This window comes from Micromonospora jinlongensis, from assembly GCF_013410645.1.
Classification (GTDB): Bacteria; Actinomycetota; Actinomycetes; order Mycobacteriales; family Micromonosporaceae; genus Micromonospora; species Micromonospora zamorensis.
Map to the genome: position 1 here is coordinate 986,070 of NZ_JACCHK010000001.1, position 26,432 is coordinate 1,012,501.

General features: G+C 71.3%; 29 protein-coding genes and 1 riboswitch. Of the genes, 7 read left to right on the forward strand and 22 right to left on the reverse strand.

The genetic code is table 11. The features are described from left to right. Window positions 1-71 precede the first annotated feature (71 nt). Both HNR22_RS04050 and HNR22_RS04055 read right to left on the reverse strand, forming a co-directional pair. Window positions 72-2,180, reverse strand: a complete 2,109-nt coding sequence (locus tag HNR22_RS04050) for a M14 family zinc carboxypeptidase (RefSeq protein WP_179779136.1) — start codon at window positions 2,178-2,180, stop codon at window positions 72-74. Window positions 2,181-2,275: 95 nt separating this feature from the next. Continuing rightward, complete coding sequence (locus HNR22_RS04055) at window positions 2,276-3,055, reverse strand: endonuclease/exonuclease/phosphatase family protein (RefSeq protein WP_179779137.1); 780 nt, start codon at window positions 3,053-3,055, stop codon at window positions 2,276-2,278. A gap of 183 nt (window positions 3,056-3,238) precedes the next feature. On the opposite strand from HNR22_RS04055, the gene HNR22_RS04060 reads away from it, so the two are divergent. Continuing rightward, window positions 3,239-4,012, forward strand: coding sequence for a sulfite exporter TauE/SafE family protein (locus HNR22_RS04060; RefSeq protein ID WP_343059671.1), 774 nt, complete (start codon window positions 3,239-3,241; stop codon window positions 4,010-4,012). Further along, window positions 4,012-4,782, forward strand: a complete 771-nt coding sequence (locus tag HNR22_RS04065; protein ID WP_179779138.1) for a GNAT family N-acetyltransferase — start codon at window positions 4,012-4,014, stop codon at window positions 4,780-4,782. The genes HNR22_RS04060 and HNR22_RS04065 overlap by 1 nt, the downstream gene beginning before the upstream one ends. 29 nt (window positions 4,783-4,811) lie before the next feature. Here the strand turns inward: HNR22_RS04065 and def are convergent, their stop codons facing one another. Continuing rightward, the gene (gene def / locus HNR22_RS04070; protein ID WP_088948232.1) at window positions 4,812-5,321 is read right to left on the reverse strand and encodes a peptide deformylase; all 510 of its coding nucleotides are present in this window, start codon (window positions 5,319-5,321) and stop codon (window positions 4,812-4,814) included. Between the two features lie 31 nt (window positions 5,322-5,352). Next, complete coding sequence (locus HNR22_RS04075; RefSeq protein WP_179779139.1) at window positions 5,353-6,657, reverse strand: chorismate-binding protein; 1,305 nt, start codon at window positions 6,655-6,657, stop codon at window positions 5,353-5,355. Between the two features lie 123 nt (window positions 6,658-6,780). Here HNR22_RS04075 and HNR22_RS04080 point away from each other — a divergent pair, with 123 nt between their 5' ends. Then, complete coding sequence (locus HNR22_RS04080) at window positions 6,781-6,981, forward strand: DUF5999 family protein (protein ID WP_007460326.1); 201 nt, start codon at window positions 6,781-6,783, stop codon at window positions 6,979-6,981. Between the two features lie 149 nt (window positions 6,982-7,130). On the opposite strand, the gene gcvP is transcribed toward HNR22_RS04080, so the two are convergent. The 3 genes from gcvP to HNR22_RS04095 form a co-directional block, all read right to left on the reverse strand. Continuing rightward, window positions 7,131-9,953 carry an aminomethyl-transferring glycine dehydrogenase gene (gcvP, locus tag HNR22_RS04085; RefSeq protein ID WP_179779140.1) on the reverse strand — a complete coding sequence of 941 codons (2,823 nt, stop codon included), beginning with the start codon at window positions 9,951-9,953 and terminating at the stop codon, window positions 7,131-7,133. Window positions 9,954-10,028: 75 nt separating this feature from the next. After that, a riboswitch (glycine riboswitch) is annotated at window positions 10,029-10,127 on the reverse strand. A gap of 81 nt (window positions 10,128-10,208) precedes the next feature. Continuing rightward, entirely contained in the window at window positions 10,209-11,057 is an 849-nt protein-coding gene (locus HNR22_RS04090; protein WP_179779141.1) for an NAD-dependent protein deacetylase, read from the reverse strand. 67 nt (window positions 11,058-11,124) lie between these two features. After that, window positions 11,125-12,192, reverse strand: coding sequence for a MerR family transcriptional regulator (locus HNR22_RS04095; RefSeq protein WP_179783394.1), 1,068 nt, complete (start codon window positions 12,190-12,192; stop codon window positions 11,125-11,127). Window positions 12,193-12,347: 155 nt separating this feature from the next. Here HNR22_RS04095 and HNR22_RS04100 point away from each other — a divergent pair, with 155 nt between their 5' ends. Beyond that, entirely contained in the window at window positions 12,348-13,001 is a 654-nt protein-coding gene (locus HNR22_RS04100) for an NAD(P)H-binding protein (protein WP_179779142.1), read from the forward strand. Window positions 13,002-13,049: 48 nt separating this feature from the next. On the opposite strand, the gene HNR22_RS31580 is transcribed toward HNR22_RS04100, so the two are convergent. From HNR22_RS31580 to HNR22_RS04175, 15 genes are all read right to left on the reverse strand, one after another. Then, window positions 13,050-13,745 carry a cell division protein DivIVA gene (locus tag HNR22_RS31580; RefSeq protein ID WP_179779143.1) on the reverse strand — a complete coding sequence of 232 codons (696 nt, stop codon included), beginning with the start codon at window positions 13,743-13,745 and terminating at the stop codon, window positions 13,050-13,052. A 52-nt stretch (window positions 13,746-13,797) separates the two neighbouring features. Then, window positions 13,798-14,979, reverse strand: a complete 1,182-nt coding sequence (locus HNR22_RS04110) for a globin domain-containing protein (protein WP_179779144.1) — start codon at window positions 14,977-14,979, stop codon at window positions 13,798-13,800. A gap of 2 nt (window positions 14,980-14,981) precedes the next feature. Next, a complete protein-coding gene (locus HNR22_RS04115) occupies window positions 14,982-15,380 on the reverse strand; it encodes a globin domain-containing protein (RefSeq protein ID WP_179779145.1) in 399 nt (132 codons plus the stop codon). Window positions 15,381-15,647: 267 nt separating this feature from the next. Further along, complete coding sequence (locus HNR22_RS04120) at window positions 15,648-16,244, reverse strand: MerR family transcriptional regulator (protein WP_179779146.1); 597 nt, start codon at window positions 16,242-16,244, stop codon at window positions 15,648-15,650. A gap of 197 nt (window positions 16,245-16,441) precedes the next feature. Continuing rightward, on the reverse strand, window positions 16,442-16,906 hold the full coding sequence (locus HNR22_RS04125) for a bifunctional nuclease family protein (RefSeq protein WP_088951760.1): 465 nt from the start codon (window positions 16,904-16,906) through the stop codon (window positions 16,442-16,444). A 185-nt stretch (window positions 16,907-17,091) separates the two neighbouring features. After that, window positions 17,092-17,793: a transcriptional regulator FtsR gene (ftsR, locus tag HNR22_RS04130; RefSeq protein WP_179783395.1), complete on the reverse strand. Its 702-nt coding sequence runs from the start codon at window positions 17,791-17,793 to the stop codon at window positions 17,092-17,094. Between the two features lie 50 nt (window positions 17,794-17,843). Then, on the reverse strand, window positions 17,844-18,296 hold the full coding sequence (odhI, locus tag HNR22_RS04135; protein WP_007071101.1) for an oxoglutarate dehydrogenase inhibitor Odhl: 453 nt from the start codon (window positions 18,294-18,296) through the stop codon (window positions 17,844-17,846). Window positions 18,297-18,510: 214 nt separating this feature from the next. Further along, window positions 18,511-18,891 carry a glycine cleavage system protein GcvH gene (gene gcvH / locus HNR22_RS04140; RefSeq protein ID WP_088948243.1) on the reverse strand — a complete coding sequence of 127 codons (381 nt, stop codon included), beginning with the start codon at window positions 18,889-18,891 and terminating at the stop codon, window positions 18,511-18,513. A gap of 60 nt (window positions 18,892-18,951) precedes the next feature. Further along, window positions 18,952-19,965, reverse strand: coding sequence for a DUF881 domain-containing protein (locus HNR22_RS04145; protein ID WP_179779147.1), 1,014 nt, complete (start codon window positions 19,963-19,965; stop codon window positions 18,952-18,954). A gap of 11 nt (window positions 19,966-19,976) precedes the next feature. Further along, window positions 19,977-20,309 carry a small basic family protein gene (locus tag HNR22_RS04150; protein WP_030327710.1) on the reverse strand — a complete coding sequence of 111 codons (333 nt, stop codon included), beginning with the start codon at window positions 20,307-20,309 and terminating at the stop codon, window positions 19,977-19,979. Then, on the reverse strand, window positions 20,306-21,250 hold the full coding sequence (locus HNR22_RS04155) for a DUF881 domain-containing protein (protein WP_179779148.1): 945 nt from the start codon (window positions 21,248-21,250) through the stop codon (window positions 20,306-20,308). The genes HNR22_RS04150 and HNR22_RS04155 overlap by 4 nt, the downstream gene beginning before the upstream one ends. Beyond that, on the reverse strand, window positions 21,247-21,879 hold the full coding sequence (gene clsA, locus HNR22_RS04160; protein ID WP_179779149.1) for a cardiolipin synthase ClsA: 633 nt from the start codon (window positions 21,877-21,879) through the stop codon (window positions 21,247-21,249). The genes HNR22_RS04155 and clsA overlap by 4 nt, the downstream gene beginning before the upstream one ends. Window positions 21,880-22,172: 293 nt before the next feature. Further along, complete coding sequence (locus HNR22_RS04165) at window positions 22,173-22,637, reverse strand: MarR family transcriptional regulator (protein ID WP_179783396.1); 465 nt, start codon at window positions 22,635-22,637, stop codon at window positions 22,173-22,175. Between the two features lie 56 nt (window positions 22,638-22,693). Continuing rightward, window positions 22,694-23,866 carry a PP2C family protein-serine/threonine phosphatase gene (locus tag HNR22_RS04170; RefSeq protein ID WP_179779150.1) on the reverse strand — a complete coding sequence of 391 codons (1,173 nt, stop codon included), beginning with the start codon at window positions 23,864-23,866 and terminating at the stop codon, window positions 22,694-22,696. 72 nt (window positions 23,867-23,938) lie between these two features. Beyond that, window positions 23,939-24,685 carry an SAM-dependent methyltransferase gene (locus tag HNR22_RS04175; RefSeq protein WP_179779151.1) on the reverse strand — a complete coding sequence of 249 codons (747 nt, stop codon included), beginning with the start codon at window positions 24,683-24,685 and terminating at the stop codon, window positions 23,939-23,941. A gap of 117 nt (window positions 24,686-24,802) precedes the next feature. Here HNR22_RS04175 and HNR22_RS04180 point away from each other — a divergent pair, with 117 nt between their 5' ends. Genes HNR22_RS04180 through HNR22_RS04190 form a run of 3 tightly spaced genes read left to right on the forward strand, consistent with a single transcriptional unit; the run spans window position 24,803 to window position 26,430 of the window. Then, a complete protein-coding gene (locus HNR22_RS04180) occupies window positions 24,803-25,684 on the forward strand; it encodes a universal stress protein (protein ID WP_179779152.1) in 882 nt (293 codons plus the stop codon). A gap of 60 nt (window positions 25,685-25,744) precedes the next feature. Continuing rightward, complete coding sequence (locus HNR22_RS04185; protein WP_088948250.1) at window positions 25,745-25,957, forward strand: phosphatidylethanolamine-binding protein; 213 nt, start codon at window positions 25,745-25,747, stop codon at window positions 25,955-25,957. Continuing rightward, window positions 25,954-26,430 (forward strand): hypothetical protein, encoded by a 477-nt coding sequence (locus HNR22_RS04190; protein ID WP_179779153.1) that lies wholly within the window; start codon window positions 25,954-25,956, stop codon window positions 26,428-26,430. The genes HNR22_RS04185 and HNR22_RS04190 overlap by 4 nt, the downstream gene beginning before the upstream one ends. The last annotated feature ends 2 nt before the right edge of the window (window positions 26,431-26,432 follow it).

Genomic DNA, 26,432 nt, shown 5'->3' on the forward strand with positions numbered 1-26,432 from the left:
GGTGTGGGGATGTGCCGGCGGCGCGGGTTCGAGACCCGCGCCGCCGGCAGTTCGGTTCGGTCAGGTGCCTGTCACAGTGCCGCGCACTGGGTGGTGCGTGGGCCGTGCACGGTGTTGGCGACGCCCAGGTTGGTCGGGGCGGGGCTGTTTGCCGTGCAGCTGAGCGGGCCGCGGATGGTGTTGCCGGCCAGCAGGGGTGCGTCGGTGCCGGTGGTGTTGCCGGTCAGGCTGACCGGGCCGGCGATGGTGACGTCGATGACGGAGACCGCGTTGGTGGTCTTCGCGATCTGGACCGGGCCGTTGATGGTGCTGTCGGCGAGGAGGATGCCGGCGGCGCCGGTGGCGGTGACGGGGCCGCTGATGGTCGTTCCGGTCGCGACGAGTGCCGCGCCGGCCCGGACGGTGACCGGGCCGTTGATGGTGGCGTCGGCGGCGCAGGCGAAGCCGGAGACGGTCAGTGGTCCGTTGCGTCGGCCGGTGAGGGTCGGGTAGACGCGTTCGCCGTCGGTCAGCTTCTCCACACCCTTGGTGTCGAGCAGCAGCGGGATGAGGCCGCGTTCGGGCTGGTTGAGGGGGACGTAGTAGCCGTCCTCGGTCTTGATGACCTTCCAGCCGTGTGCGGCGATGCGCTGCGCGACGGTGGTGCCCACGCCGCCGGGTCCGTCGGTGCGGGCGCCGTTGTACTGCTCGTCGGTGAGTTTGTAGGCGCAGGGGGCGTTGTCGAGGATGAGGTCGGCGCGGGGTGCGTCCAGCGGCGGCGGGCTGTCGCCGGGGTGCGGGGCCGGGTAGGCCGGGATGGGTCGGGAGCCGCGGAAGACGAGGCGGCCGGTGTTGGCGGCCTGGATCTCGATGGACTGGGCGCGTGAGTTGAGGATGTCGGCGCGGTCGGCGCGGTGGTAGTCGAGGAACTGGTGGAAGGTCCACAGCGCGGAGTAGGTCTTGCGGCGCCGGTTGTTGGCGGTGTTGCCCTCGTCGGGTCGGGTCTGACCGCCGGAGCTGCGCAGTTCGAGCAGGGAGTTGGCGACGTTCTTGAGGCCGAGGGTGTTGCGCAGGATGGTTTCCTCGCTGAGGCCGACGTTGCCGCCGCCTTCGCAGCCGTAGGGGCAGGCCCACCAGCCGGCTTCGGCGCCCTTGGCGTACATGTGGCCTTCGATCATGTCCTGGGACTGGTCGAAGATGGGTTGGGCGACGTTCTGGTGCCGCGGGGGCAGCATCGGCAGGTCGCCGGCGCGGGAGTTGCCGAACTCGTGGCCGTCGTAGCCGGCGACGGGTCGGTAGTCGCGGACCATCTTGATGTACGCGGCGGTTTCCGGCTGGCGGATGAGCGAGTAGTCGCGGTTGAGGTCCTGGCCGGTGGAGTTGCCGCGGGTGTTGTTGGCCCGGCCGTCGCCGTTGATGGTGGGGACGATCAGGACGGTGGTTCGGCTGAGCAGGTCGGTGATCCGGGGGTCGGTGCTGAAGGCGAGTTGCCGGGCCATGATGAGGCAGGCCTCGCGGTCGCCCGGTTCGTTGCCGTGCACGTTGCAGTTGATGGCCACCGGTGCGGTGGCGGCGACGGCTTCCGGGGTGGTCGCCGGGGTGGGGTGGCCGATGACCATCATGTTGATGGGTCGGTTCTGCACGGTGCGGCCGAGTTCGACGACGCGGGCGCGGTCGCTGAGGGCGTCGATGGCGGCGGTGTAGGCGTACTCGTCGGTGTCGCTGGTGTACTGCGCGGCGTGGGTGGTTTCCCAGCCGGTGCGCAGTTGCTCGCCGGGGGTCGTGGGGTTGCCCCAGGGTGCGGTGGTGGTGGCGACGACCGGGTCGGAGTAGGGCTGTTCGGTGGTGTCGGTGCGGGCGCGTACGCGCCACTGGAAGGTGTCGCCGGGGTTGAAGCCGGCGTCGGCGAAGGTGGGTGCCTGTTGGTTGATCTGGCGGTTGGGTCGCCAGATACCGACGATGGTCGGTGCGCCGGTGGGGGTGCCGTTGGCGTCGACGGCGGTGCGTTCGATCTGGTAGTCGGTGGCGCCGTCGACGGGTTGCCAGGCGAGGGTGGCGTACCCGTCGGCTTGGCGGACGGTGAGGGCGGTGACCTGGTGGGGTTCCGCGGCGCTCTGGGCGTTGGCGGGGGTGGGTGCGGTGGTGAGGGTGAGAGCGATGAGGGTGGATACGGCGATGAGGGTGGGTCGCTGACGTCTCATGTGGCCTCCGACGTGTTGATCGTGGCGCGTGTCGACCAGCATGATCGTCGAAGTGGGTCGATGCAATGATCTTGAGGGAATCTTGCGTCTCGGGCTCAGCCGAGGTCGACCAGCAGGGGGCGGTGGTCGGAGATGGTGGACGCCGGTGCGGTGACCGCCCGTACCGGTGGGAGCTGGTCGAGGGCGTGGCGGTCGGCGAGGATGTGGTCGAGCTGGACGCGGGGCTGCCCGGAGGGGTAGGTGGGGCGGCGACCCAGTGGGTGCCAGCCGGAGACGAGCCGGGCCGCGCCGGCGGGCAGGTTGAGGTCGCCGAGCAGGACGCGGGGGGCGGGCAGGGCGCGCAGGGCGCGGACGGTCTGTCGCAGTTGGCGGCCGTTCCAGCCGGGCACGAAGGACAGGTGGGTCGCGGCCACGGTGAGCGGGCCGTGAGGGGTGTCCAGGATGGCGGCGAGCACGACGCGGGGTTCGTCGTGCAGCAGGATCAGGCCGCCGCGGGGGCCGGGCACGTAGACCGGTGAGCGGACGGGCGCCGGCTTCAGTCGGGTGATGTGCCAGCTGCGTACGGGGTGTCGGCTGATGAGCCCGATGCCGTAGCAGGGTTCGCCGTGCCCGTCGTCGTCGTGGCGCAGCGGGCGGAAGTGTTCGCCGGGGGTGCCGACGACGGCGGCGGCGAAGCGGTGGTGGGGTGCGTCGAGGGCGCGGGCGGCGATGGCGGTGAGGTCGAGCTTGCCGCTGCGGTGTTGGTCGCGGTCGACCTCCTGCAGGGCGAGCACGTCGGCGTCGAGGGCGCGTACGGCGTCGGTGAGGCGGTCGGAGTCGACGAGCCCGTCGGTGAGGGATCGTCCGTGCAGCAGGTTGAAGGTGGCCAGGCGCACTCCTGCACCTTACGTGCCCGTGGCATGGTTGCCGGGTGCTGAAGGTGCTGCTGTGTTCCGTGCTGGTGTTCGTGGCGGTCGGCGCGTTGGGGGTGTGGTTGCGGCGTACGAGGGGTCGGTGACCGGGTGAGGCTGGCCACTCGGGTGCTGGTCGGGCGCGTCGGGTAGGGAGAATTGCCGCCCGTGGACGCCGTGACGCTGAGTACCCTGCTGGCCGCCGCCGCGATGGCCGGGTGGGTCGATGCCGTGGTCGGTGGTGGTGGGTTGTTGCTGCTGCCGGCGTTGTTGGTGGCTGCCCCGGGGTTGCCGGTGGCCACCGCGTTGGGCACGAACAAGCTGGCCGCGATCTTCGGTACGGCCACGGCGGCGGCGACGTACGCCCGCAGAACCACTGTCGACTGGCGGGTGGCGGCTCCGGCGGCGGGGGTGGCGGTGCTCAGCGCGGGGGTGGGCGCGGCGCTGGCCGGGGCGGTGCCGGCGTCGGCGTACCGGCCGGTCGTGCTGGTGGTGCTGGTGTCGGTCGCGGTGTTCGTGCTGCTGCGTCCCCGGATGGGGGTGGTGGCGATGCCGGCGAAGCGGACTCCGGTGCGGGTGGCGGCGGTGATCGCGGTTGCCGGGGTGGGCATCGCCCTGTACGACGGTCTGATCGGTCCCGGGACCGGCACGTTCCTGGTGTTGGCGTTCACCGCTGTCGTCGGCGCGGACTTCGTGCACGGCTCGGCGATGGCGAAGGTCGTCAACGCGGGCACGAACCTGGGTGCGCTGGTGGTGTTCGGGGTGACCGGGCACGTGTGGTGGCTGCTGGGCGTGGGGATGGCGGTGTGCAACATCGCCGGCGCGGTGCTGGGGGCCCGGATGGCGTTGCGCCGTGGGTCCGGGTTCGTGCGGGTGGTGCTGCTGGTCGTGGTGGTGGCGTTGGTGGCGAAGCTCGGGTACGACCAGTGGGTGGCCCGCTGATGGCGGTACGCCCCGAGCATGACCGTGCGGTCCTGGCGCGGTTGCTGGGGCGTGATCCGGTGCTGCACGCCTACCAGTTGGGTGACCTGGACGACTTCTTCTGGCCGTACACCTCGTGGTTTCGCCGGGGTGAGCAGGTCGCGTTGCTCTATCGCGGGGTGGACCCGCCGACGTTGCTGGCGTTCGCGGCGCCGGCGGACACGGCGGCGCTGGCGGCGTTGCTGGCCGACCTTGCGCCGGCGCTGCCCGCCCGGTTGTACGCACACCTCTCCCCCGGGTTGTCCGACGTCCTGGCGGGGTCGTTCCGGTTGGATTCCGGTGGTGCGCACCACCGGATGGCGTTGACCGATCCGGCCCGGTTGTCGGCGGTGCGTCCGCAGGGTGTGGTGCTCGGGCCGGCGGACCTGCCGGGGCTGCGCCGTCTGTACGCGCGGGCGTACCCGGGGAACTGGTTCGATCCTCGGATGGTGGACACCGGGCAGTACCTGGGCGTACGTGAGGGCGCTGAGGTGGTGGCGGTGGCCGGGGTGCATGTGTGGTCCCCGGTCTACCGGGTGGCGGCGTTGGGCAACGTCACGACCCATCCGCGGTGGCGTGGGCGGGGGCTGGGCGCGGCGGTGGTGGCGGCGCTGTGTGTCCGGCTGCGCGAGACCGTGGAGCACGTCACGTTGAACGTGAAGGCGGACAACACGGCGGCGGTGCGGCTGTACGAGCGGGTGGGGTTCACCCGGGTCGCGGACTACGAGGAGTGGACGCTGACGGCCCGGTGACGCCTCGCCGCTCGCCTCGGGTGGTGCCGTCAGCGGCGGCGGCTGGGTGAGTCGAAGCGGCCGGCGCGGATCTCGCGCAGGGCTCGGCGGCGGATGTCACCGCGCAGGGTGTCGACGTAGAGCGTGCCGCGCAGGTGGTCGGTCTCGTGTTGCAGGGCGCGGGCGAGGAACCCGCTGCCGGCGATGGTCAACGGTTCGCCGTGCTGGTCGACGCCGCGGGCGGTGGCGTGCAGGGCCCGGGCGGTCGGGAAGTACAGCCCGGGGATGGACAGGCAGCCCTCCTCGTCGTCCTGGAGCTCGTCGGACAACTCGAGGGTGGGGTTGATCAGGTGGCCGCGGTGCCCGTCGGCGTCGTAGACGAACACCTGGGCGCTGACGCCGATCTGGGGTGCGGCGACGCCGGCGCGGCCGGGGGCGCCGAGCAGGGTGTCCATCAGGTCGGTGACCAGCGCCCGCAGCTCGGCGTCGAAGGTGGTGACCGGTTCACATTCGGTGCGCAGGACGGGGTCGCCGATGATCCGGATGGGCCGCATGGTCATGTCGGTCAGCGTATCGCCGGTGGCGGCGGGGTCACCGCCCGGCCAGGGTGGCGCGGATCGGGGCGGTCTTCGCGGCGGCTTCGGCGACCTCGGCGTACGCGTCGCTGTCCCAGGTGATGCCGCCGCCGGCCCAGGTGTGCAGGTGCTGGCCGTCGGCGGCGGCGGTGCGGATGGTCAGGCCGAGGTCGACGTGGCCGGGGGCGACCCAGCCCAGCGCGCCCATGCTGGCGCCGCGACCGACGGGTTCGAGGGCGGCGATCTGGGTGAGGGCGGCGCGTTTGGGCGCGCCGGTGACGGACCCGCCGGGGCAGGTGGCGCGCAGCAGGTCGGCGAGACCGAGGCCGTCGGCGGCGGCGGCGCGGACTGTCGACTCGGCCTGCCACAGGTCGCACCAGCGGCGGACGGTGAACAGGTCGTCGACGGTGACGGTGCCGGTGCGGGCGATGCGGGCGAGGTCGTTGCGTTCCAGGTCGACGATCATGACGTGTTCGGCGCGTTCCTTGGCGCTGGCGAGGAGTTCGGCGCGGCCGGTGGCGGTGGCCGGGCGGGTGCCCTTGATGGGTCGGGTGATCAGGTGTCCCCCGGTGACCTCGATGAGGGTTTCCGGGGAGGCGCAGCCGATGGCCCAGCCGTCGCCGGTGAGCACGCCGCCGTAGCGGGCGCCGGGGAGGGCGCCGAGGCGGCTGAGGGCGGGCAGGGGGTCGCCGGTGTAGCGGGCGGCGGCGTGCCCGACGAGGTTGGTCTGGTAGACGTCGCCGCGGCCGATGGCGGCGCGGACCTGGTCGACGGCGTCGGCGTGTTGACGCGGCGTCCAGCTCTCGGTCCACTCGTCGAGCCACCACGGTGACGTCGGTGGGCCCGGTGGGATGGCCCGGGCGGGGCGGTGGTCGTAGACGACGACGCTGAGGTCGGGCAGGGTCGGCGCGGGCTCGGGCGCCGCGCCGGGTGCGCCGGCCAGGTGGGCCCCGGCCGCTGCGGACAGGTAGAGCGCCGCCCCGCAGGCCCCGGTGTGGTGCTGGCGGGTGGCGGGTCGGGTGAGGTCGTGCAGTGGCAGGCCGTGCGCGGCGAGGAACTCCTCGGCGAGTGCGGCGGGGTCGCCGCCGTCGCTGAGGCGCCAGTGCAGTCGAGCGCGTTCGGTCAGGGCGCCTCGGCACGCGGCCGGTGCCGCCGGTACGTCGACCAACGCAGTCGGGCCGCTGCTCGCGGCCAACGTGGCTGAGCCGCTGCCCGCGGCCAACGTGCCTGAGCCGCTGCCCGCGGCCAACGTGCCTGAGCCGCTGCCCGCGGCAGCAACCTGTGGGAGCGTTTCCACGCCGTACGGTCCGACCTTCCTCATCCGTTCAGTGGATTTCCGGTGCGACAGACGGGCACCTGCTCGATGTTGGACACTTTCGCTTGGTACTGTGCGTCACTGGTCATGTGAACCATGACACAGTGCCCCCACAGTCCGGAGAACCCGATGTGCCAGCACCAACCGACCTGCCCCTCTGCTGAAGCCACCGATCGGGAAGCCGCGCGAGTGCTCGCCTGCTTCCGTGAGCAGGGCTGGAGCCTGCTCTGCAATGGTGTCATCGTCTTCGAGGACACCGGCGAGCTGCTCCCCGACGGCAGCAGCATCGCACCGCACCGCGGCCCCGCCCGTCACGCCCTCGTGGCCTGATCGACCACTCAGAGTCACCGAATAGCCGCCGTCGACCCAGGCTGGTCCCCCGGTAAGGGACACCCGGCCCAGGTCGCAGCGGCTGCCGGGGCGGCCAACACCGCCCGCCCCGGCTCGCCGTCGTTCACCCTCGAACGCCTGCGGCGTTGTCAGTCCTCGAACGCCTCCGGCGACGGGCACGAGCAGACCAGGTTCCGGTCGCCGTACGCGCCGTCGATACGCCGCACCGGCGGCCAGTACTTCCCGGCCCGGTCCACCCCGGCCGGGTACGCGCCCACCGACCGCGGGTACGGGTGCGGCCACTCGTCAGCGCTGACCATCGCCGCGGTGTGCGGAGCGTTGGCCAGGGGGTTGTCCCCCGCCGGCCACTGCCCCGAGCCCACCTGCTCGATCTCCGCCCGGATCGCGATCATCGCGTCGCAGAACCGGTCCAGCTCGGCCAGGTCCTCGCTCTCGGTCGGCTCCACCATCAGCGTCCCCGCCACCGGGAACGACATCGTCGGCGCGTGGAAGCCGTAGTCGATCAGCCGCTTCGCCACGTCGTCGACGCTCACCCCGGTCGCCTTCGTCAACGGCCGCAGGTCGAGGATGCACTCGTGCGCCACCAGGCCCTTGTTGCCGGCGTACAGCACCGGGAAGTGCCCCCGCAGGCGCGCCGCCACGTAGTTCGCCGCCAGGACCGCCACGCCGGTCGCCCGGGTCAGCCCCTCGGCGCCCATCATCCGCAGGTACGCCCACGGGATCGGCAGGATCCCCGCCGACCCGTACTTCGCCGCCGAGATCGCCGGCGTGGAGTCCGCGTGGGCGCCCAGCGGGTCACCCGGCAGGAACGGCGCCAGGTGCGCGCGCACCGCCACCGGACCCACGCCGGGGCCACCGCCGCCGTGCGGAATGCAGAACGTCTTGTGCAGGTTCAGGTGCGACACGTCCGCCCCGAACTTGCCCGGCTTCGCGAACCCGACCAGCGCGTTGAGGTTCGCCCCGTCGACGTACACCTGACCGCCGGCGTCGTGGACCTTCGCGCACAGCGACGCGATGCCCGTCTCGTACACGCCGTGCGTCGACGGGTACGTCACCATGATCGCGGCGAGCGCGTCGCGGTGCTTGTCGATCTTCGCGTCGAGGTCGACCAGGTCGACGTTGCCGTCCTCGTCGCAGGCCACCACGACGACCCGCATGCCGGCCATCACCGCCGACGCCGCGTTGGTGCCGTGCGCCGACGACGGGATCAGGCACACGTCGCGGTGCGACTCATCCCGCGAGGCGTGGTAGGAGCGGATCGCCAGCAACCCGGCCAGCTCACCCTGGGAACCCGCGTTGGGCTGCACGCTGACCGCGTCGTAGCCGGTGACCTCGGCCAGCCACGACTCCAGCTGGCCGATCATCTCCCGGTACCCGGCGGTCTGCGCGTCCGGCGCGAACGGGTGGATGTGCGCGAACTCCGCCCAGCTGATCGGCTCCATCTCGGTGGTCGCGTTCAGCTTCATCGTGCACGACCCGAGCGGGATCATGCCCCGGTCCAGGGCGTAGTCGAAGTCCGACAGGCGCCGCAGGTAGCGCAGCATCGCCGTCTCGGAGTGGTGGCTGCGGAACACCGGGTGGGTGAGGAAGTCACTGGTGCGGGCCAGGTCGACAGGCAGGGCCGCGTCACCGTCGCCGTCGAAGGCGTCCACGCCGAACGCCGCCCACACCTCGCGCAGGTGCGCGACGGTGGTCGTCTCGTCGCAGGACACCCCCACCCGGTCGGCGTCGACCAGCCGCAGGTTCACGCCCCGCTCGGCGGCGGCCGCGACGACCTGCGCCGCCCGGCCCGGCACGTGGGCGGTGACGGTGTCGAAGAACGCGGCGTCCGCGACGTCCACGCCACCGGCGCGCAGCCCGGCCGCGAGCCGCGCCGCCATCTGATGGGTACGCGCCGCGATGTCGCGCAGCCCGTCCGGGCCGTGGTAGACGGCGTACATGCCGGCCATCACGGCGAGCAGCACCTGCGCGGTGCAGATGTTGCTGGTCGCCTTCTCCCGCCGGATGTGCTGCTCGCGGGTCTGCAACGCCAACCGGTAGGCCGGGTTGCCGTCCGCGTCGCGCGACACCCCGACCAGGCGCCCGGGCAGCATCCGCTCCAGGCCCGCGCGCACCGCCAGGTAACCGGCGTGCGGCCCGCCGAAGCCCATCGGTACGCCGAAGCGCTGGGTGGTGCCGGCGGCGATGTCCGCCCCGATCTCCCCCGGCGCCCGCAGCAGCGTCAACGCCAAGAGGTCCGCGGCGACCGTGACGAGGGCCCCGACGGCGTGTGCGGCCTCGACGAGGGCGGTGTGGTCACGGACCGCCCCGGACGCCCCCGGGTACTGCAGGTGCAGGCCGAAGAACTCCGCCGGCAACTCGTCGCGCTCGACGTCGACGACCCGCACCTGAATGCCGAGCGGCTCGGCCCGACTGGCGATGACCGCGATGGTCTGCGGCAACGCGTCGGCGTCGACCACGTACACCCGGCTCTTGCTCTTGGAGGCCCGCCGCGCGAGGGTCATGGCCTCGGCCGCGGCGGTGCCCTCGTCGAGCATGGAGGCGTTCGCGGTGGCCAGGCCGGTCAGGTCGGTGACCATGGTCTGGAAGTTCAGCAGCGCCTCCAGGCGGCCCTGGCTGATCTCTGGCTGGTACGGCGTGTACGCCGTGTACCAGGCCGGGTCTTCGAGGACGTTGCGGCGGATCACCGCCGGGGTGTGCGTGCCGTGGTAGCCCAGACCGATCATGGAGACGGCGACGGTGTTGCGGGCGGCGAGGGCCCGCAGCTCGGCGATCGTCTCGGCCTCGGTGGCGGGGTCCGGCAGGTCGAGGGTGCCGTGCCAGCGGATCACCTCGGGGATCGCGGCGTCCATCAGCTCATCGATCGAGCCGTGGCCGACGACCTCCAACATCCGACGCTCGTCGTCGGGGCCGGGACCGATGTGACGGGTGGCGAACTGCTCTACGGTCATGGGTGGCGCTCCCGGGGCGAGGTCGACGTGTCGGCCTCCCCCTCTGTCGCACCCAGGAAACGGCGCTCCACAGTGCCTGCCCACGAGGTCCTTTTGCCTGAGAGGTTCCGGGGAGGATTTGCCCCTTCGGCGCCGCCCTGCGTGCTGTCGGGCGGTCTCTCCCACGTGGGTGTTACCGGCACTCTCAACGCTACCAGCGCCGGTGTTTCCGGCAGATGTCCTACCCCCGGCACCGGGTCGTCGGGTGCCCGCCGTTCAGACCCCGACCGTCGCCGCGTTGCCGCTGACCCGCGCGGCCAGCTCCGGCAGCAGCGCACCCAACGGGGCGTCGACGCACACGCTGGCGTGTGCGTCACCCCGCGTCGGACCCTGGTTGACGATCGCCACCGGGATGCCCCGTTTCGCCGCCCGAATCACGAAACGTCGCCCTGACATCACCGTCAACGACGACCCCAGCACCAGCAACGACCGGGCCTGCTCCACGGCCGCGAAGCAGCGCGCCACCCGCTGTGGCGGCACCGTCTCGCCGAAGAACACCACGTCGGGCTTCAACATGCCGGTGCCGCAGATCCCGCAGTCCACCGGCCGGAACGCCTCCACCTGCTCGTCGGGGAGATCCACATCACCGTCCGGGTTGACCGCGGCGACCCGGGCCACGAAGTCCGGGTTGGCCTCGCGCAGCCGCCGGTCCAGCTCCTCCCGGGAGGTCAGGTTGCCGCAGTCCAGGCAGGTCACCTCGTCGAGGCGACCATGCAACTCGATCACCGAGGTGCTGCCGGCCGCGCCGTGCAGACCGTCGACGTTCTGGGTGATCACCGCGTCGACCAGACCGGCCTGTTGCAGCCCGGCGACCGCCCGGTGCCCGCCGTTGGGCGCCGCGCCCGCGATCAACCGCCACCCCAGGTGGCTGCGCGCCCAGTAGCGCCGCCGGGCGAGGGGATCCCGGGTGAACGCCTGGAACGTCATCGGGGTGTGCCGCCGGGCCACCCCGCTGGGCCCCCGATAGTCGGGGATGCCCGACTCGGTGGACAGGCCCGCACCGCTGAGCACCACCACCCCACCACCGGCCACCAGCGAGGTCAACGCGTCGAATCTCTCCGTCACCCCTCCATGCTGCCTCAGCGCACCCGCCGACGCCGAGCCCTCACCGCGGCGGGAAGCGCCGCGACGTCTACACGGCCACGATGTCGGCGACGACGCAGGCGATGTTGTCCGGCGCACCCTCGGCCCGCGCCAGGTCGATCAACCCCCGCACCGTCTGCTCCGGATCGGTGGCCGCAGCCAGCACCGCGCACAGATCGGCCCGGTCGACGACGGCGGACAACCCGTCGGAGCACAACAGGTACCGGTCACCGGGCAGCGCCGTACGAAGCGCGAGATCCGCCTCGACCTGCGGGCCGGCACCGAGGGCACGCACCAGCATCGCCCGCTGCGGATGCGTGGCGGCCTCAACGGGGTCGAGGCGGCCCTGATCCACCTGGGTCCGCACCCACGTGTGGTCCTGCGTCAACAGCGACAGCTCACCGTCGCGCAACAGGTACGCCCGGGTGTCACCGATGTGCACGAGGGCCAGTTGGGAGCCGCTGCGCAGCAACGCGGTCAGCGTGGTGACCGGCTGATGATCGTCGGCCGCCAACCCGCGCACCGCACGGTCGGCGTCGGCGACCGCACCGGCGAGCATCGTCAGCAGCTCCACGGCCGGCGCGTCCGCGAGCTCCAGCGGCCTGAGGGCGTCGATGGCGGCGGCGCTCGCGTCCGCGCCACCGGCCCCTCGCATGCCGTCGGCGACGGCGAGCAACCGCTGGCTGGCGTACGCGGCGTCCTCGTTGCTGTCGCGCACGGCGCCGGTCTCACAGTCAGAGGCATAACGGACGGCAACGGTGGGGTTCGGTGATGACACGATGGTGCTCCCTCCGGACAGATGATCCACGAGGACGGTGGCGAGCCGGGCGCGCGCCGCGGTGTCGGCGGTGACCTGCCGCCAGTACGCGGTGATCGCCTCAGCCGCCGCCGCGGGCGCCAACCCACACACGGTGCGGATCATGGCCAGCGGCATGCCGATGCGACGCAGCTGGGCGACCAGCCGGGCCATTGACACCTGCTCCGGGTCGTAGAGCCGGTACCCGGACTCGGGATCGACCGCGGCCGGCAGCAGCACCCCCACCTGGTCGTACAGGCGCAGTGCCTTCGGTGTCAGTCCCGCCGCCTGGGCGAACGCCCCGATGGTCAGCAACCCCACGTCGGCTTCCTCCTCGTGCCGGTCACGGCGACCGACAGGCACCAGACTGGGCCTTGACCAAAGGTCAAGGTCAAGACCCGGACCCGGGCCGCGCGCATCGGGTTGGGAGCGCCTGGTGTCGCGCGTGCTGCCAGCACCGCCGGTAGGTTGGTCGTATGCGAGTCGTCATCGCCGGAGGTCACGGCAAGATCGCCCTACTGCTGCAACGTCACCTCGCCGGGCGCGGTGACACCCCGGTGGGTCTGATCCGCAACCCCGAGCAGGCCGCGACGCTACGCGCCGCCGGCGCCACCCCCGTCGTCTGCGACCTGGAACACGCCGACGTCACCGAGGTCGCCGCGCACCTCGACCGCGCCGACGCGGTGATCTTCGCCGCGGGCGCCGGCCCCGGCAGCGGCGCCGCCCGCAAGGACAGCGTCGACCGGGGGGCCGCCGCGCTGCTCGCCGACGCCGCCACCCGCGCCGGTGTCCACCGCTACCTGTTGGTCTCCTCCATGGGCGTGGACGACCCACCGGCCACCGGCACCGACGACGTGTGGGCGGCGTACCTGAGGGCGAAACGCGCCGCCGAGGACGACCTGCGCGGCCGCGACCTGGCCTGGACGGTGCTGCGACCCGGCCAGCTCACCGACGACCCACCCACCGGGCGGGTCACCCTCACCCGACACGCCGGCCGTGGCGCGATCAGCCGCGCCGACGTCGCCCACGTCCTCGTCGCCCTGCTCGACGAGCCCCGCACCACCGGCAAGACCCTGGAACTCGTCGACGGGCCCACCCCGATCGCCGACGCCGTCCGGGCCGCCGCCTGACCCGCTGCGGGTGGGGAATTTCGTTGGTGGTCCCCACCCGCGCGGCGGTCAGCGCTGCTGGTGCCGGGGCAACGCCGACTGCCCCACCACACCACCCACGAACGGCGCACCCGGCGTCTCCGCCGCGATGCGGTCCATCGTGCGGGCCAACTGCTCACTGCCATCGTCGAGATGCCGCGCCGCCGCCTGCATGTGCGACACCATCATCTCGCCGAAGATCCGCAACGCCTCCCGCGTGGCCACCGTGTCGTCGAAGCTCGGCCCCGCCGCGCTGCGGTACTCCGCCACGGCCCGCTCCGCCTCCTGCTTCGCCTCCGCCTCCGCCGCCTGCAGGTAACTCTCGTACTGCACCCGGGCATACTCGGCGACCCGCCGCGCGTAGTCATGCGCCTGCGCGATGATCTGCTCCGCCTCCCGCTGCGCCGCGGACAGCAGATTCACCTCCCGCGCCGCCGGGACCTTCGCCGCCGCCCCCGTACTCGGGATCACCCCGTGCCGGTGCAACTCCACCCGGTCGGTCAGCCGCTCGTTCTCCGCCCGCAACGTCGCGATCTGCGTCGCCAACAGGTCCAACTCGTCGGCCACCTGCATCCGGAACCGGTCCACGTCGGCGTTGTCGTAACCACGCCGGGCGAACGACGCGGCATCGAACTCCCACCGCCGAACCCGATCGGCGGTCATCCGCACCTGCACACCGCCGGAAACCTGCATCCCGTCATACCGACTGATCGGGGTCGCGCTCACCTGTCCGCCCCTCCGATCGCGACTGCGGGACCCGCAAGCTCACCTTTCGCGCTCACCTGAGCCCACCTCCCGAAGTGTCACCGGCGGTCGTTCCCTGCACCGCCGTGCGCCAGGCCGCGCCGTACCACTGCGCGCCCAGGCCCTCGTGGTGCACCTGACCCGCGTGGAAACCCGCCTGGGCCAACCTCTGCACCGCATGCGAAACCATCTCGTCGGACCCGCACACGAACACGTGCCGGGAACGCCAGTCACCGTCGGCCAACGCCCGATCCACCGCGTGCACGAACTCTCCCGGCCGGTGCACGTCGGCACCCACCACGTAGGTCACCGTCAACCACGGGTACGACGACGCCAACTTGTCGATCGCCTCGCTGTCATAGAGCTCACTGCGGGAACGTGCCCCCACGTAGAGATCCACCCTCCGGCGGGAACCCTCGGCCGCGACCTGCTCCACCAACGCCTTCACCGGCGCCCAACCCGTCCCCGCGACCACCAGCAACAGGTCACTGGAACCGGCCGACCACAACCCCAGCCGATCCCCCACCGGCGCCGCCAGGTGGATCCGATCCCCCACCGCCGACCCGTACACCAACCGCGACGACACCGCGCCACCCGGCGCGGCCCGCACATGCAACTCCAACGTGCCGTCCGCGCGCGGCGCGTTCGCCGGCGAGTAGTACCGCCACGACCGCACCGCCGGATGCGACACCCCGATCGACTGACCCGGGGTGAACGGCAACAGATACTGCGGGCGCACCGTCAACACCGCCACATCGAACGCCCGCCGCTCGTGAGCCACGATCTCCGCCACCCACCACGGCGGATTCACCGCCTCGGCGGCCTGCGCGGCCTCCGTCATCACCTGGGACACCAACCCGTACGCGGCAGCCCAGTCCGACGCCAACTCGTCGGTCCACTGCTCGGCGAGGAAATGCTGCAACGTCGCCAACAGCGCCTCACCGACCGCCGGGTAGTGCTCCGCGCGGACCGCGAACTTGCGGTGGTCAGCACCGAGGTCCTGCAGGAAACCCACCAGGTGCTCCACCTGGTCCACGTTCGACACGATGTGACCCAACGCGGTCACCAGGCGATCCCGCTGCCCAGCCATGTTCGTGGGGAACATCTGCCGCGTCTCGGGATGAGCGAGGAACAACGTCGAGTAGAAGTAGAGCGGCACCTGATCACCGTGCCCGGCGACCACCGACCAGCTCTGCTTGAGTCGGGCCGCGTCCACGCTCAGACGCCCGACCGGTTTCCGCGGGACACCACCTGGTCCTGCACCTGCCCCAGCACCGTCTGCACGTCCGCCAGGATCTCCGCCGGCACACCCAACTCGGTCAGCGTCACCACCAGGTGCCCACCCACCATCGCGTAGTGCTCCACCGGGATGTTCAACGGCTGGTGCGCCTCCGCCAACCCACGGCCGGTGTACTCATCAGGGCCACCCAGCACCGTGGTCAACATCAACGTCAGGTGCCGCCGCTGACCCACCATGTCCACATTGGAGAAGTAACCCGCCAACTCCGGGTCGACGAGCACCTTGTCGTAGAACAGGTCAACGGCCGCCTTCACCGCGCTGGCACCGCCAATGCGGTCGTAGTGCGAGGCGGGAGCGGTCTCTTCCGTAACCGTCACGGTCGTTCCTTCCGGGGGTGAAGGGGCCAGAACCGTGTCGGACCATAGCGTGTCAACCGCCTCCGGTCATTGCCCCCTTATCGGGTTCCCGACAATGCGAAGACACACTGCGTCACCACTACCGATGGGTATCTCCACAACGAGCCACCACATCGACACCCAAAGTGTCCACAATAGACAACAGAGGCCTGACGGACCCGCCCACCGTCACCGACGGTCGCGACAAAACGAACCGAAAAAAACCGGAACCGGCAACGCCCCCGGCGCTCAGCCAGCCCGCCGCCGCGCCCGCCGCGCCGCCAACTCGTCACCGACCGGATCCGACTCGGACGCCGCCGCCGGCTCCACCGGGCCGCTCGTCGCCGGCTCCGCCGGCAGATGCGACAACGACCCCTGGATCTCCTTGAAAGCCCCACCGATCGCGATCCCGAAGACACCCTGGCCACCCTGCAACAGGTCGACCACCTCCTCCGGGGACCGGCACTCATACACCGTCGTCCCATCGGAGATCAACGTGATCCCGGCCAGATCCTCCACACCACGCGACCGCAACGCCTCGATCGCCTTACGGATGTTCTGCAGGGACACCCCCGCGTCCAACAACCGCTTCACGACCTTCAACACCACCAGGTCCCGGAACGAATACAACCGCTGCGTCCCCGAACCCGAGGCGTCCCGCACGCTCGGCACCACCAGCGTCGTCCGCGCCCAGTAATCCAACTGCCGGTAACTGATGCCCACCGCGTGGCAGGCCGTCACACCCCGGTAGCCAACCGCACCCTCACCCTCAGCCGCCCCATGAGGCGACGAGGCACCAGGCTCATCGAACTGTCCACCCGGATCGGAATCCTGCGGCTCGTGCATCCGGACAACCTCCCCGTCAGTGTGGCGACGCGTCGTTTCCGGGACGCGCACCCCTCGACATGGCAACCCTAACGCCACCGCCAGGGGTTACCACGGAGGAACCGACGCGACACGCCGCGCAGCCACCGAGAAAGATCACCAACCCGCCCGGAGCATCACCCACAGTGACACCTCAAGGCGCAGAGCCCAAGCCCACCTCAGCCCGCGAAATCCTCCGGACGCACCTGCTCCAGGAACTCGCGGAACTTCTCCACCTCATCCTCCTGCTCATCAGGGATAACGATCCCCGCCTCGCTGAGGACCTGCTCCGAACAACGAATCGGCGCACCGACACGCAACGCCAACGCGATCGAATCGCTCGGCCGCGCCGACACCCGCACCCCATCACCGATCAACAGATCCGCGTAGAACACGTTCTCCTTGAGCTCGGTGATCTCCACCGCCTGCAAGGGCGCCTTCAACGCCGCCAACACATCCCGCAGAAGATCATGGGTCAACGGCCGGGCCGGCTTGACCCCCTGCTGCTCGTAAGCGATAGCCGTCGCCTCGACCGCGCCGATCCAGATCGGCAGATAGCGGTCACCCTCGACCTCCCTGAGCAGGACGATCGGCTGGTTGCTGGGCAGCTCCACCCGAACTCCGACCACGCTCAGCTCGCGCACCGCCGCCTCCGTGTCGTTGTCACCTACGCCGCACCGCGCCCTTCCCTGCACGGTACACGGACCGCGACACGGCCGTCCCATGCGCTACAGCACCACGCCCGCGCCAGAAAGGGGTTACCCCGGCAAGCCTACGGCACGCTTCCCGGAAGAGATCTTTCCGCTCAGCCCACCACCCACCGGGCACATCACCGACCCAACGTCGACCGCAAACCCACCCGCACCAACGCCGCGTGCAACTGCTCCGACAACGCCACCAACTCCCGCGCCGTCTCCGCCGCACGCGCACGCGCCGCCGGATCACTCTGCCGCGCCAACGGCGCCACCAACTGCGCGAACAAACCAACCTCACGATCAGCCGCAGTCCGGTAACCCCGCAGATGCCGCGGCTCCAACCCGTACGACGCCAACCCCGCCACCGCCGACGCGATGATCAACGCGTCGGCGTCATACCACCCCGGCGGATCCGACACCAGCACACCGAGCCGCTCCAACTCCACCAACGTCGACTCGTCGATCCCACTGCGCGCCACGAGATCCGCCCGGCCGAGCCGCACCTGCGACGACTCGGCCGGCTCCGCCGACTCACGGCCCGGCACAGCACCATCAGGACCAACCGCCACCAACGCCGGCCGCGACCGCCCCGGCTGCTCACCGGACGAATCCCACTGCGCCAACTGCTCACGGATCACCCGCAACGGCAGGTACTTGTCCCGCTGCGCGGTCAACACGAACCGCAACCGCGCCACATCGTCCCAGCTGTACTTCCGGTAACCCGCCGCCGTCCGCTGCGGCTCGACCAGACCCTCAGCCTCAAGAAACCGCAGCTTCGAAATCGTGGTGTCCGGGAAATCCACCCGCAACTGCCCGAGCACCTCACCGATGCTCATCAGCGGCTGAGACCGGGCCGCACCGGGTGACGTGGAGGCCGCAGGCTCGTTCACCCCCGGCCGGCCTCCTCCTCCGGGCGCGGACCGGCGATGAACACCACCCGGAACTTACCGATCTGAACCTCATCACCATTACTCAACGTGGCCGCCTCGACGCGCTCACGATTCACATACGTGCCATTCAAACTACCCACGTCCCGCACCGTGAACGTGCCACCGTCGCGGTGGAACTCCGCATGCCGACGCGACACCGTCACGTCATCGAGGAAGATGTCACTGTCCGGATGCCGGCCACTGGTCGTCACATCGTGGTCCAACAAGAACCGGGCACCCGCATTCGGACCTCGACGAACCACCAGCAGCGCCATACCCGGCGGCAACGAACCGGACATCCGGCTCGGCACCACATCGGTGTCCGGCCCCTCCAGCACTTCGTCGAGCGAACCGAGATTGAGCGTCGAAGTGACGTCGAGCGGGGGGAACTCGTCGTCTGGCCGCGTCATGGGACCACCTCACGGATCTGTTCGGTCGGCGTCGGGTAATGGCGGGTCTGGCCGCCGGGCACTTGAACACCCGGCGGCTGGCTCCCCGTGCCCGGGAAGGCAATTCCGCAACGCTCAACTATTGGGTTCTCGGTCGACTGGGCGAGCCTAGCCAGCGCCGAAATGCAGGGCAACCGGACGCGCGCAGACAACCCACGCGCCGGATCAAGCACACTCAGCCTTCGGTGATCTTCTGATACGCGCCGGCCGTGAGCAACCCGTCCGTCGCGGTCGGATCATTCGGCGTGATCTCCACCAACCAACCCTCACCGTACGGATCCGTGTTGATCAGCTCCGGCGTGTCACCCAACGCCTCATTGCGGGAAGCGACCGTACCAGCGACCGGGGCGTAGATCTCCGACACGCTCTTGGTCGACTCGATCTCACCCAACGAGTCACCGGCCGCGACCACCGCACCCGCCTCGGGCAACTGCACGTACACGATGTCACCCAGCGCGTCCTGCGCGAAGTGCGTGATGCCGACCCGGATCGAACCCGTGCCGTCACCCGCCACCCACTCATGCTCGGCGGTGTATCGCAGATCCTCGGGAATCACCAGACGCGTCCTTCATCCATCGGTGCCCCGGACCACCCGGATCCGGCGCGGCCGCGCCGGTCAGGAGACCGGACGGGCGTGTTCCAACTTGATCGGCACGTGCAGCGCCGAAACCTCGGCAACCTCACGCTCCCCAAACGTCACGTTACCGCCGACACCACGGACCGACGCCACCACCCCACCAGGAATGTTCAACGCCGTGCGCATCGTCGCCGGATCACCGATCACCGTGATCGTGAACGGCACCGTCAACCGACGCCCCTCCACCACCAACGACCCGTTGTCCCCGTCGAGGAAGTACGTCGACGCGATGATCCGCACCGACGCCCCGTCGCCGCCGGAAATCTGCATCGCCTCCGCGCCAGCGCCCCGCAGCTCCTGCACCGCGTCCAGCACCCGATTCGCCGAGATCGGCTTGGCACCGGCGTCGAACCGCACCGTCAACCCCGGCCCGATCGCCGGCAACGTGCCCGCCAGGATGCCCAACTCGTCCGCCCGCCGCGTCGCCTCGTCCAACGCCGCCTGACGCCCCTGCTCACCCGACTGCAACTGCCGCTGACTGTCCTCCAGAGCCCGGATGTCCTGCTGAAGACGGTTCTCCCGCGCATCCAGATCCGACAGGATCCGGACCAGGTCCTCCTGGCGCGTCGCACCCAACGTCGGATCCGTCGACGTCGTCTTCAACTGCACCACCAACGTGAAACCCAGCAACGCCAACAACGCGGCGATCATCACCCCGGCCGTACTCCACCGGGACCGACCCGCCGCCGGTGCCGCCGACTCACCAACCGGTTCACCCAACCCGTCGGAACCCGCAACCGGCTCCCCCGACCGCGGCACCGCGCTCAGGTCCACCGTCGCACCGTCGTCGACCGGCTCCACCGCCGGCTCATCCTCCACCGCCGGCTCATCGACCGGCTCGCGCTCCGCCGGCCCCTGCGGCGCCAACGGGCTCAACTCGTCCGGATCCGGCGCGTCCGGACGAGGATCCGGCTCACCCGCCGGCCCACCCGGCCGCGCCGGACCCGCAGGCTGCGGCCACCCCGTCCCCGTGTCGGTCTGCTCGTCACTCATCGCAACCCAACCTACGCCCGGAACAGGTGCCGGCGGATCGCCGCCACGTTGCCGAAGATGCGCACGCCCAGCACCACCACCACACCGGTGGACAACTGCCCGCCCACCCCCAACTGGTCACCCAGATACACGATCAGACCAGCGACCAGCACGTTGGAGATGAACGACACCACGAACTGCTTGTCGTCGAAGATGCGGTCCAACCTCGCCCGCACCCCACCGAACACCGCGTCCAACGCGGCCACCACCGCGATCGGCAGGTACGGCTGCAACGCCGCCGGAACCGTGGGATCAAGCCACACACCGAGCACCACACCGGCGAGCAACGCCAGCACCGCGATCATCGGCCACCTCCGGAGGGGCTAACGGTCGTCGTCGGACCAGACGACCCGGGACTGCCGGAACGGACACCCGACGCGGAAGGGCTCGGACTGACCGACGGCTTGGCGTAGCGTAGCTGCGGCTCCGGAGCCGCCGGCAGGGTGAGGTCGTCCGCCTCCCGCACACCGAACGACAACCCGGTCTTCTGCGCGACCTCCCGCATCAACGCCGCGTTACGACTGTCCTCGAACTTGCGCCGCATCGAACCCGGCCCGATCGCCGACACCTCGTACGGCCCGGTCACCGGCCGGAAATCCACCAGCATCGCCTCACCCGCCGACCGGATCGTCGACGTCGACGTCAACCGCTGCCCGTTGATGGCGACCGCCTCCGCGCCGGCACTCCACAACGCGTTCGCCACCCCCTGCAGATCGCTGTAGAGCACCCGGTCCGGCCCAGCCCCAGCACCGGTCACCGCGTCCGCCTTGTCCGGAGCATCGGCCAACCGCACCACGACACCGTCACCGCGCACCCGACCCAGCCCCGTGCTCGCCTCCATGTCCCGCAACCGGGCGGCGGCCGACCCGCTCAACGCCGCGTCGCGCTGCCGACTGACCTCCTCGCGCAGCTGATCCGCGCGCGTGGACAACCGGTCGGTCTGGTTCTCCCGTTCCTTGATCTGCGCCACCAGGCCGGAACGGGCCTGGCTGCGCCCCGGCTCGTCCGCCATCGTCTGCCGGTATGCGACCGCGAACAGGAAACCGAGCATCACCAGCACGACCAGACTGACCGACCGCGTCGGCCAGGCCCGCCATCCCGAGGCCCGCCCGGTGGACGCCGACCGCCGACGGGCAGCCGCCGCGTCCGCGTAGCCCGGGTCCAGGGGGTTGCGGAACAGTTCGGTGAGGAAATCCGGCGCGTACACCCGGTCCTGGCGGGGCTTGCCCGGCTCCGGCGCGCTCACGCCGCCGCTCCCGGGCCGCGCGCCGCGCGCACCAGCCGAGCCGCCTGTACGACGTACATCCCACCGGCCACCCAGTAGAGCACCAGCCCCCACCAGGCCAGCCCCCAGCCGATCGCGGCCATCGCCGTCGCCGCCGCGCTCCACTCGGTGGCCAACAACAGCACCGGGAACGCCGCGAGCAGCAGGAACGTGGCGGTCTTGCCCACGTAGTGCACCGGCGGCGGCCCGTAGCCGTAGCGGCGCAGCACCGCCAGCGAGGCGAGCAGGAGCAGCTCACGGGCCAGCAGTGCCGCCGTGAACTGCCACGGCACCACCTCCCGCGCGGTGAAGGCGAGCAGGGTGGCGAGGATGTAGAGCCGATCGGCCAGGGGGTCGAGCAGCTCACCGAGTCGGCTCACCTGGTGCAGTCGGCGGGCGATCCAACCGTCGACCCAGTCGGTGGTGCCGCCGATGGCCAGCACGACGATCGCCGCCACGTCGGCCCGCGTGACCAGAAACAGGTAGAGGAAGAGCGGCACGCCCAGCAGCCGCCCGAAGCTGATCAGGTTGGGCAGGGTGAGCACCTGGTTGCCGGGAGTCTGGTCACCGGTGTCCGGCGGTTGCTCTGCCCGAGCCGGCCGACGCGACACCGATCCTCCTCCACGGCACGTGGGCCCCCGAGCCGACGTCGAGCGTGGCTGAGGGTCGTACGCGCTGTCGGGCCGGCCACCGCCGGCTCCCCCTGCGGCCCCGGGCGGGGCCCTCCCCTGATGCGGCCCGCGATCTCGATGATCGCGGGCCGGGTAAGTGCGCTGTCACTATATCGGGCTTCCCCCAGCCTCCCGGGTGCCGCCGTGCGGCGTCCGGGTGCGGCTCTGCCGCTCTGTGGTGTGGATCACCACGCGTAGAGCGTCCTAGGATACTAGTGGAAGACGGGACCTGCTCACGCCGGCTGCGCTGCGGAATCGGTCTGCTGCTCGGGCACCGACTGCGTCGCCGCCCGGCCGAACGCGAGCAACGCCAGCAACAGGTCGTGCTGCATCCGCGTCGGCATCCGATCCAACACCGCCTGCACCGCCCGCTGCCTCCGCTCAGCCAACTCCCCCAGCAGGGTCAGCGCCGCCGCGGTGGGCACCAGTCGCACCTCACGCCGGTCGCGTGGATCCGCCACCCTACGCAACAGCCCGGTCGCCTCCAGCCGGTCGCAGAGGCGACTCGCCGACGACGGCACCACGTCCAGCAGCTCCGCCAACCCGTTGACGTTGGTCTCCTGCCGGCTGCTGATCAACGCCAGCACCCGCAACTGGGTGGGCGGCACCTGATGCCGCGACGCGGCCGAGTCGAGCACGGCGATCAGCGTCTCGGCAGCCGCGTCGATCGCCGCGGCGAGATCCGCAGGTCGCTCCACCCGATGTCCCCTGCCGTCGTCGCGCTGCTGACCGCCCAGCCGGACGGCGGCCACCCTCACCCGCTGCTCCGCCCACGCGGACCGTGCCAGTCCAGACAGACCACGACGGCGTCGTCGCGCAGATCGGAATCCGCGTGATAGGCGTGCAGTTCGCGCATCACCGTACCAACCGCCTCGGCCGCTGGCTGCAACCGCGTGGCGCGAAGGGAACGAGCCATCACCCGCTCCCCGTACGGCTCCCGACCCGCGGGCTCGGCGGCCCACACCCCGTCGCTGACCACGAAGAGGCGGTCACCGGGGGCGAGTTGCAACTCCTGCAGCTCGTAACGGGTTTCCGCGAACATGCCCAGCGGCAGCTGCTGATCCAGCTTCACCGGCTCCACCACGGACCCCCGCACCCGCAGCATGTGCGGGGAACCGGCATCGACCGCCCGTACCTGACCCGTGCGAGTGTCCACCTCCAGCAGCAGGGTGGCCACGTACCGGCGTCCCCGGTGTTGGTAGAAGACGGTGTCCGAGGCCAGCTCGGCCTGCTCCACCAGCCCCCCGCCGGAGCGGCGCGCGTTGCGCATCGCGTTGACCGTGACCGAGGTCAGCATCGACGCGGTCAGACCATTGCCCTCGCCGTTGAGCGCCGTCACGGTCAGGCGGTCGCCGTCCAGGGACCAGTCGAAGTGGTCGCCACCGACCGTGTAGGCAGGTTCGAGTTGACCGGCCAGATCGAACGCGTGGTGCGCCACACTGCGACCGGGCAACAGATCCCACTGCATCTCGGCGGCCATCGTCAGCCGCTCGCGGCGGCGCGCCCGCCGGTAACGGTCGGTCTCCCGGTCCGCCGCACGCATCGCCAGCGCCAGGGCGCCGGCGATGTCCGTCGCCCGGCCGGTGACAGCCGGATTGGGTACGGCGGGAAGCTCGATCAGCAGCACACCCAGCCGTTCCCCCCAGACCGTCAACGGTAGGTAGAGCCGGCACGGGCCATCGCCGTCGCGCACCGGTTGCTGGCTGCTGAAACACCGCTGAGCCACGGTGTGACAGGCCAGGAAGCCCGCCGCCGGCAGATCCGGATCCAGCAGCGGCCAGAGCCCGCTGATCCGGTAGTCGGCGACGAACACGTCGGTGCGCAGCGCGCCCATCGTCGACCGGATCACCCGGTCCGCCGCCTCCGCCAGTTGGTCGGGCGGGGCGTCGCGCAGTGCGCGCGACACCACGTCCGGCGCGTCAACCATGGTCGTCCTCTCCAGAAGCTTGCTACAGGGCAAGCATCATACGGACGCCCCCGGACGACCAGACCGGCGCGGTCAGTCGCCGTCCCGGGTCGCGAGCACGCCGTGGAACGCGTCCGGCACCTGCGCCGGCGGACCCACCGGCCGCCACTGGGCGACCGGGACGATCCCGTCCGCCGTCGGCGCCCAGCGACCCAGCAGCGGCGCGAACGCCGCCGGTGGCCGCATCCGGAACTGCGGCCCCATCATCGCCAGCGCCTGCGGGTGCCCCGCCAGCTCCTCGGTGTCGAAGTCCACGGCGAGCAGACTGCCCGGCGCGGCGGCGGCGTACAGCTCGTCGAGCGTGCGGGTCAGCGTGTCGTCGTCGAGGAACGCGGCGAGCCCGAGAAAGACCACTCCGACCGGTCGCCGGCCCCAGCCCGGGACGAAGCGGTGCAGCTGCGCCGGGTCGACAGTGCCGATGTCGGTCGCGTCGCCGAAGCCGTAGCCGGCCCGGTCGCTGCCCGCGAGGATGCTCTGCCCCAGCCGGATGGTGACCGGGTCGACGTCGGTGTAGAGCACCGTCGCGTCGGTGGCGACCTCGTGCACGTTGCCCATCGTCGGCACCCCCGCGCCGAACACCAGGAACCCGTCCACGCCCTGCTCGGCCATCGCCCGCACCGCCCGGCCCAGGAACGCCCGCAGCTCCCGGAACACCGGCGCGCACGGCCCGTACGCCTGCTCGAAAGCGCTCGCGGCGGCAACGTCGACCGGGAAGTGATGCTCCCCGCCGAGCCAAAAGTCGATCATGCGTGCCGTGCTTGGCTGGTCCGGTTCACCCATCGATGACGCCCCCTCCCCGACCGCTCGCGGCCAGCGTACCGACCGGGACGCTGTCGGCGGTATCGCGACGCGGAGGCGCCCGGGCCCGCGATACTGGCCGCGAGCGGGAGGTGGGCGGTGAACTCGGCGAACAACGCGGCGGTGGTGGTCGGCGTGGACGGCTCGGAGCCGGCGCTGCGCGCCGTTCGCCTCGCCGCGACCGAGGCGGCGCGCCGGCAACGACCCCTGCGGGTCGTGCACGGCTTCATCTGGCCGCTGCTGCACGTGCCGGTCTCCCCCGCCCCGGACGCGCCGCCCGGCGGTGGGCTGCGCCACCAGGCCGAGGAACTCGTCGAGGCCGCGGTGGCCGAGGCCGAGGCGACAGTACCCGGGCTGTCGATCTCCGGCGAGATCATCGACGGCGAGGCCGCGGCGGTGCTGGTGGGCGAATCCCCCACCGCCGCGCTCATCGTGCTCGGCGACCGCGGGTTGGGCGGCTTCTCCGCGCTGGTGGTCGGGTCGGTCGCGGTGCAGGTCGCCGCGTACGCCGACTGTCCGGTGCTGGTGGCCCGCGGCGAGCAACGACCCGACGAACCGGTGCTGGTCGCGGTGGACGGTTCGGCGGCCTCCCGGCAGGCGGCCGACTTCGCCGCCGAGACCGCCGTGTCGCGCGGGGTGCCGCTGGTGGCGATGCACGCCTACCGGCACCCGGGCAGCAGCGGGCCGGGCGACATGCAACCCCTGGTGTACGACGAGGCGAAGCTGCACGGCGAGCAGGACCGGATGCTCGCCGGGTGGCTGAGCGGGCTGACCGAGCAGCACCCGACGGTGCGGCTCACCTGCCGGGCGGTCCACGGCCGCCCCGGCGCCGTGCTCGCCGAAGCGTCCCGCTCCGCCCAACTCGTGGTGGCCGGTGGGCAGGGGCGTGGCGAGGTGTCCGGGTTGCTGCTGGGGTCGGTGAGCCAGTCGCTGCTGCACCACGCGCACTGCCCGGTCGCCGTGGTCCGCGCGCCGCGTTAGGCGCCGGGGTTGGCCGGTCGCGAGACGGGTAGACGGCCGGACCGACGAAGGAGGCAGCAGATGCCAGGACCACGGCCGGGCAGTAACGCGTACGACAAGCAGCGGGCGCGGTTGCGCAACGCGATCGACGACTCCGGACGCCGGGTACCCGACGGCAAGGCCAACCAGGTCGCGAACAGGATTCTGCAGGAGGATCGCGGCCAGCGGGGCGTGGTGCGTGGTGAGCGCACGTACGGACCCAAGAGTGAGCGCGAACCGGGCGACCCGAAATGAGGAGGGTCGACCTTGCCGACGGCGCCATCGCTGGCGCCGTCGGCAGCACCGCGCTGAACGTGGTCAGCTATCTGGACGTGGCGCTGCGGGCTCGACCGGAGAGCAGCGTCCCCGGTGAGACCGTCGACCGGTTGGCCGGTATCGCGCACGTGAACCTGGGGTCCGGGGCCCGGGCGGCCAACCGCCGCTCGGGCCTCGGCCCGCTGATCGGCTACGGACTGGGTATCGCCGCCGGCGTCGCGTTCGCGCTCTACGCCGGTGGTCGCCGCCAGCCGCTGCCGATGGCCGCGGGCGTGCTCGGGGCCGGCGTGATGACGATGACCGACGGGTCCATCACCGCGCTGGGCATCAGCGACCCGCGTACGTGGCGGCGCTCCGACTGGATCTCCGACATCATTCCGCACCTGGCGTACGGGCTGACGGCCGCCGCCACCTGGAACAGGTTGCGGCGGCCGTCAGGTCGCGGTCGCTAGGG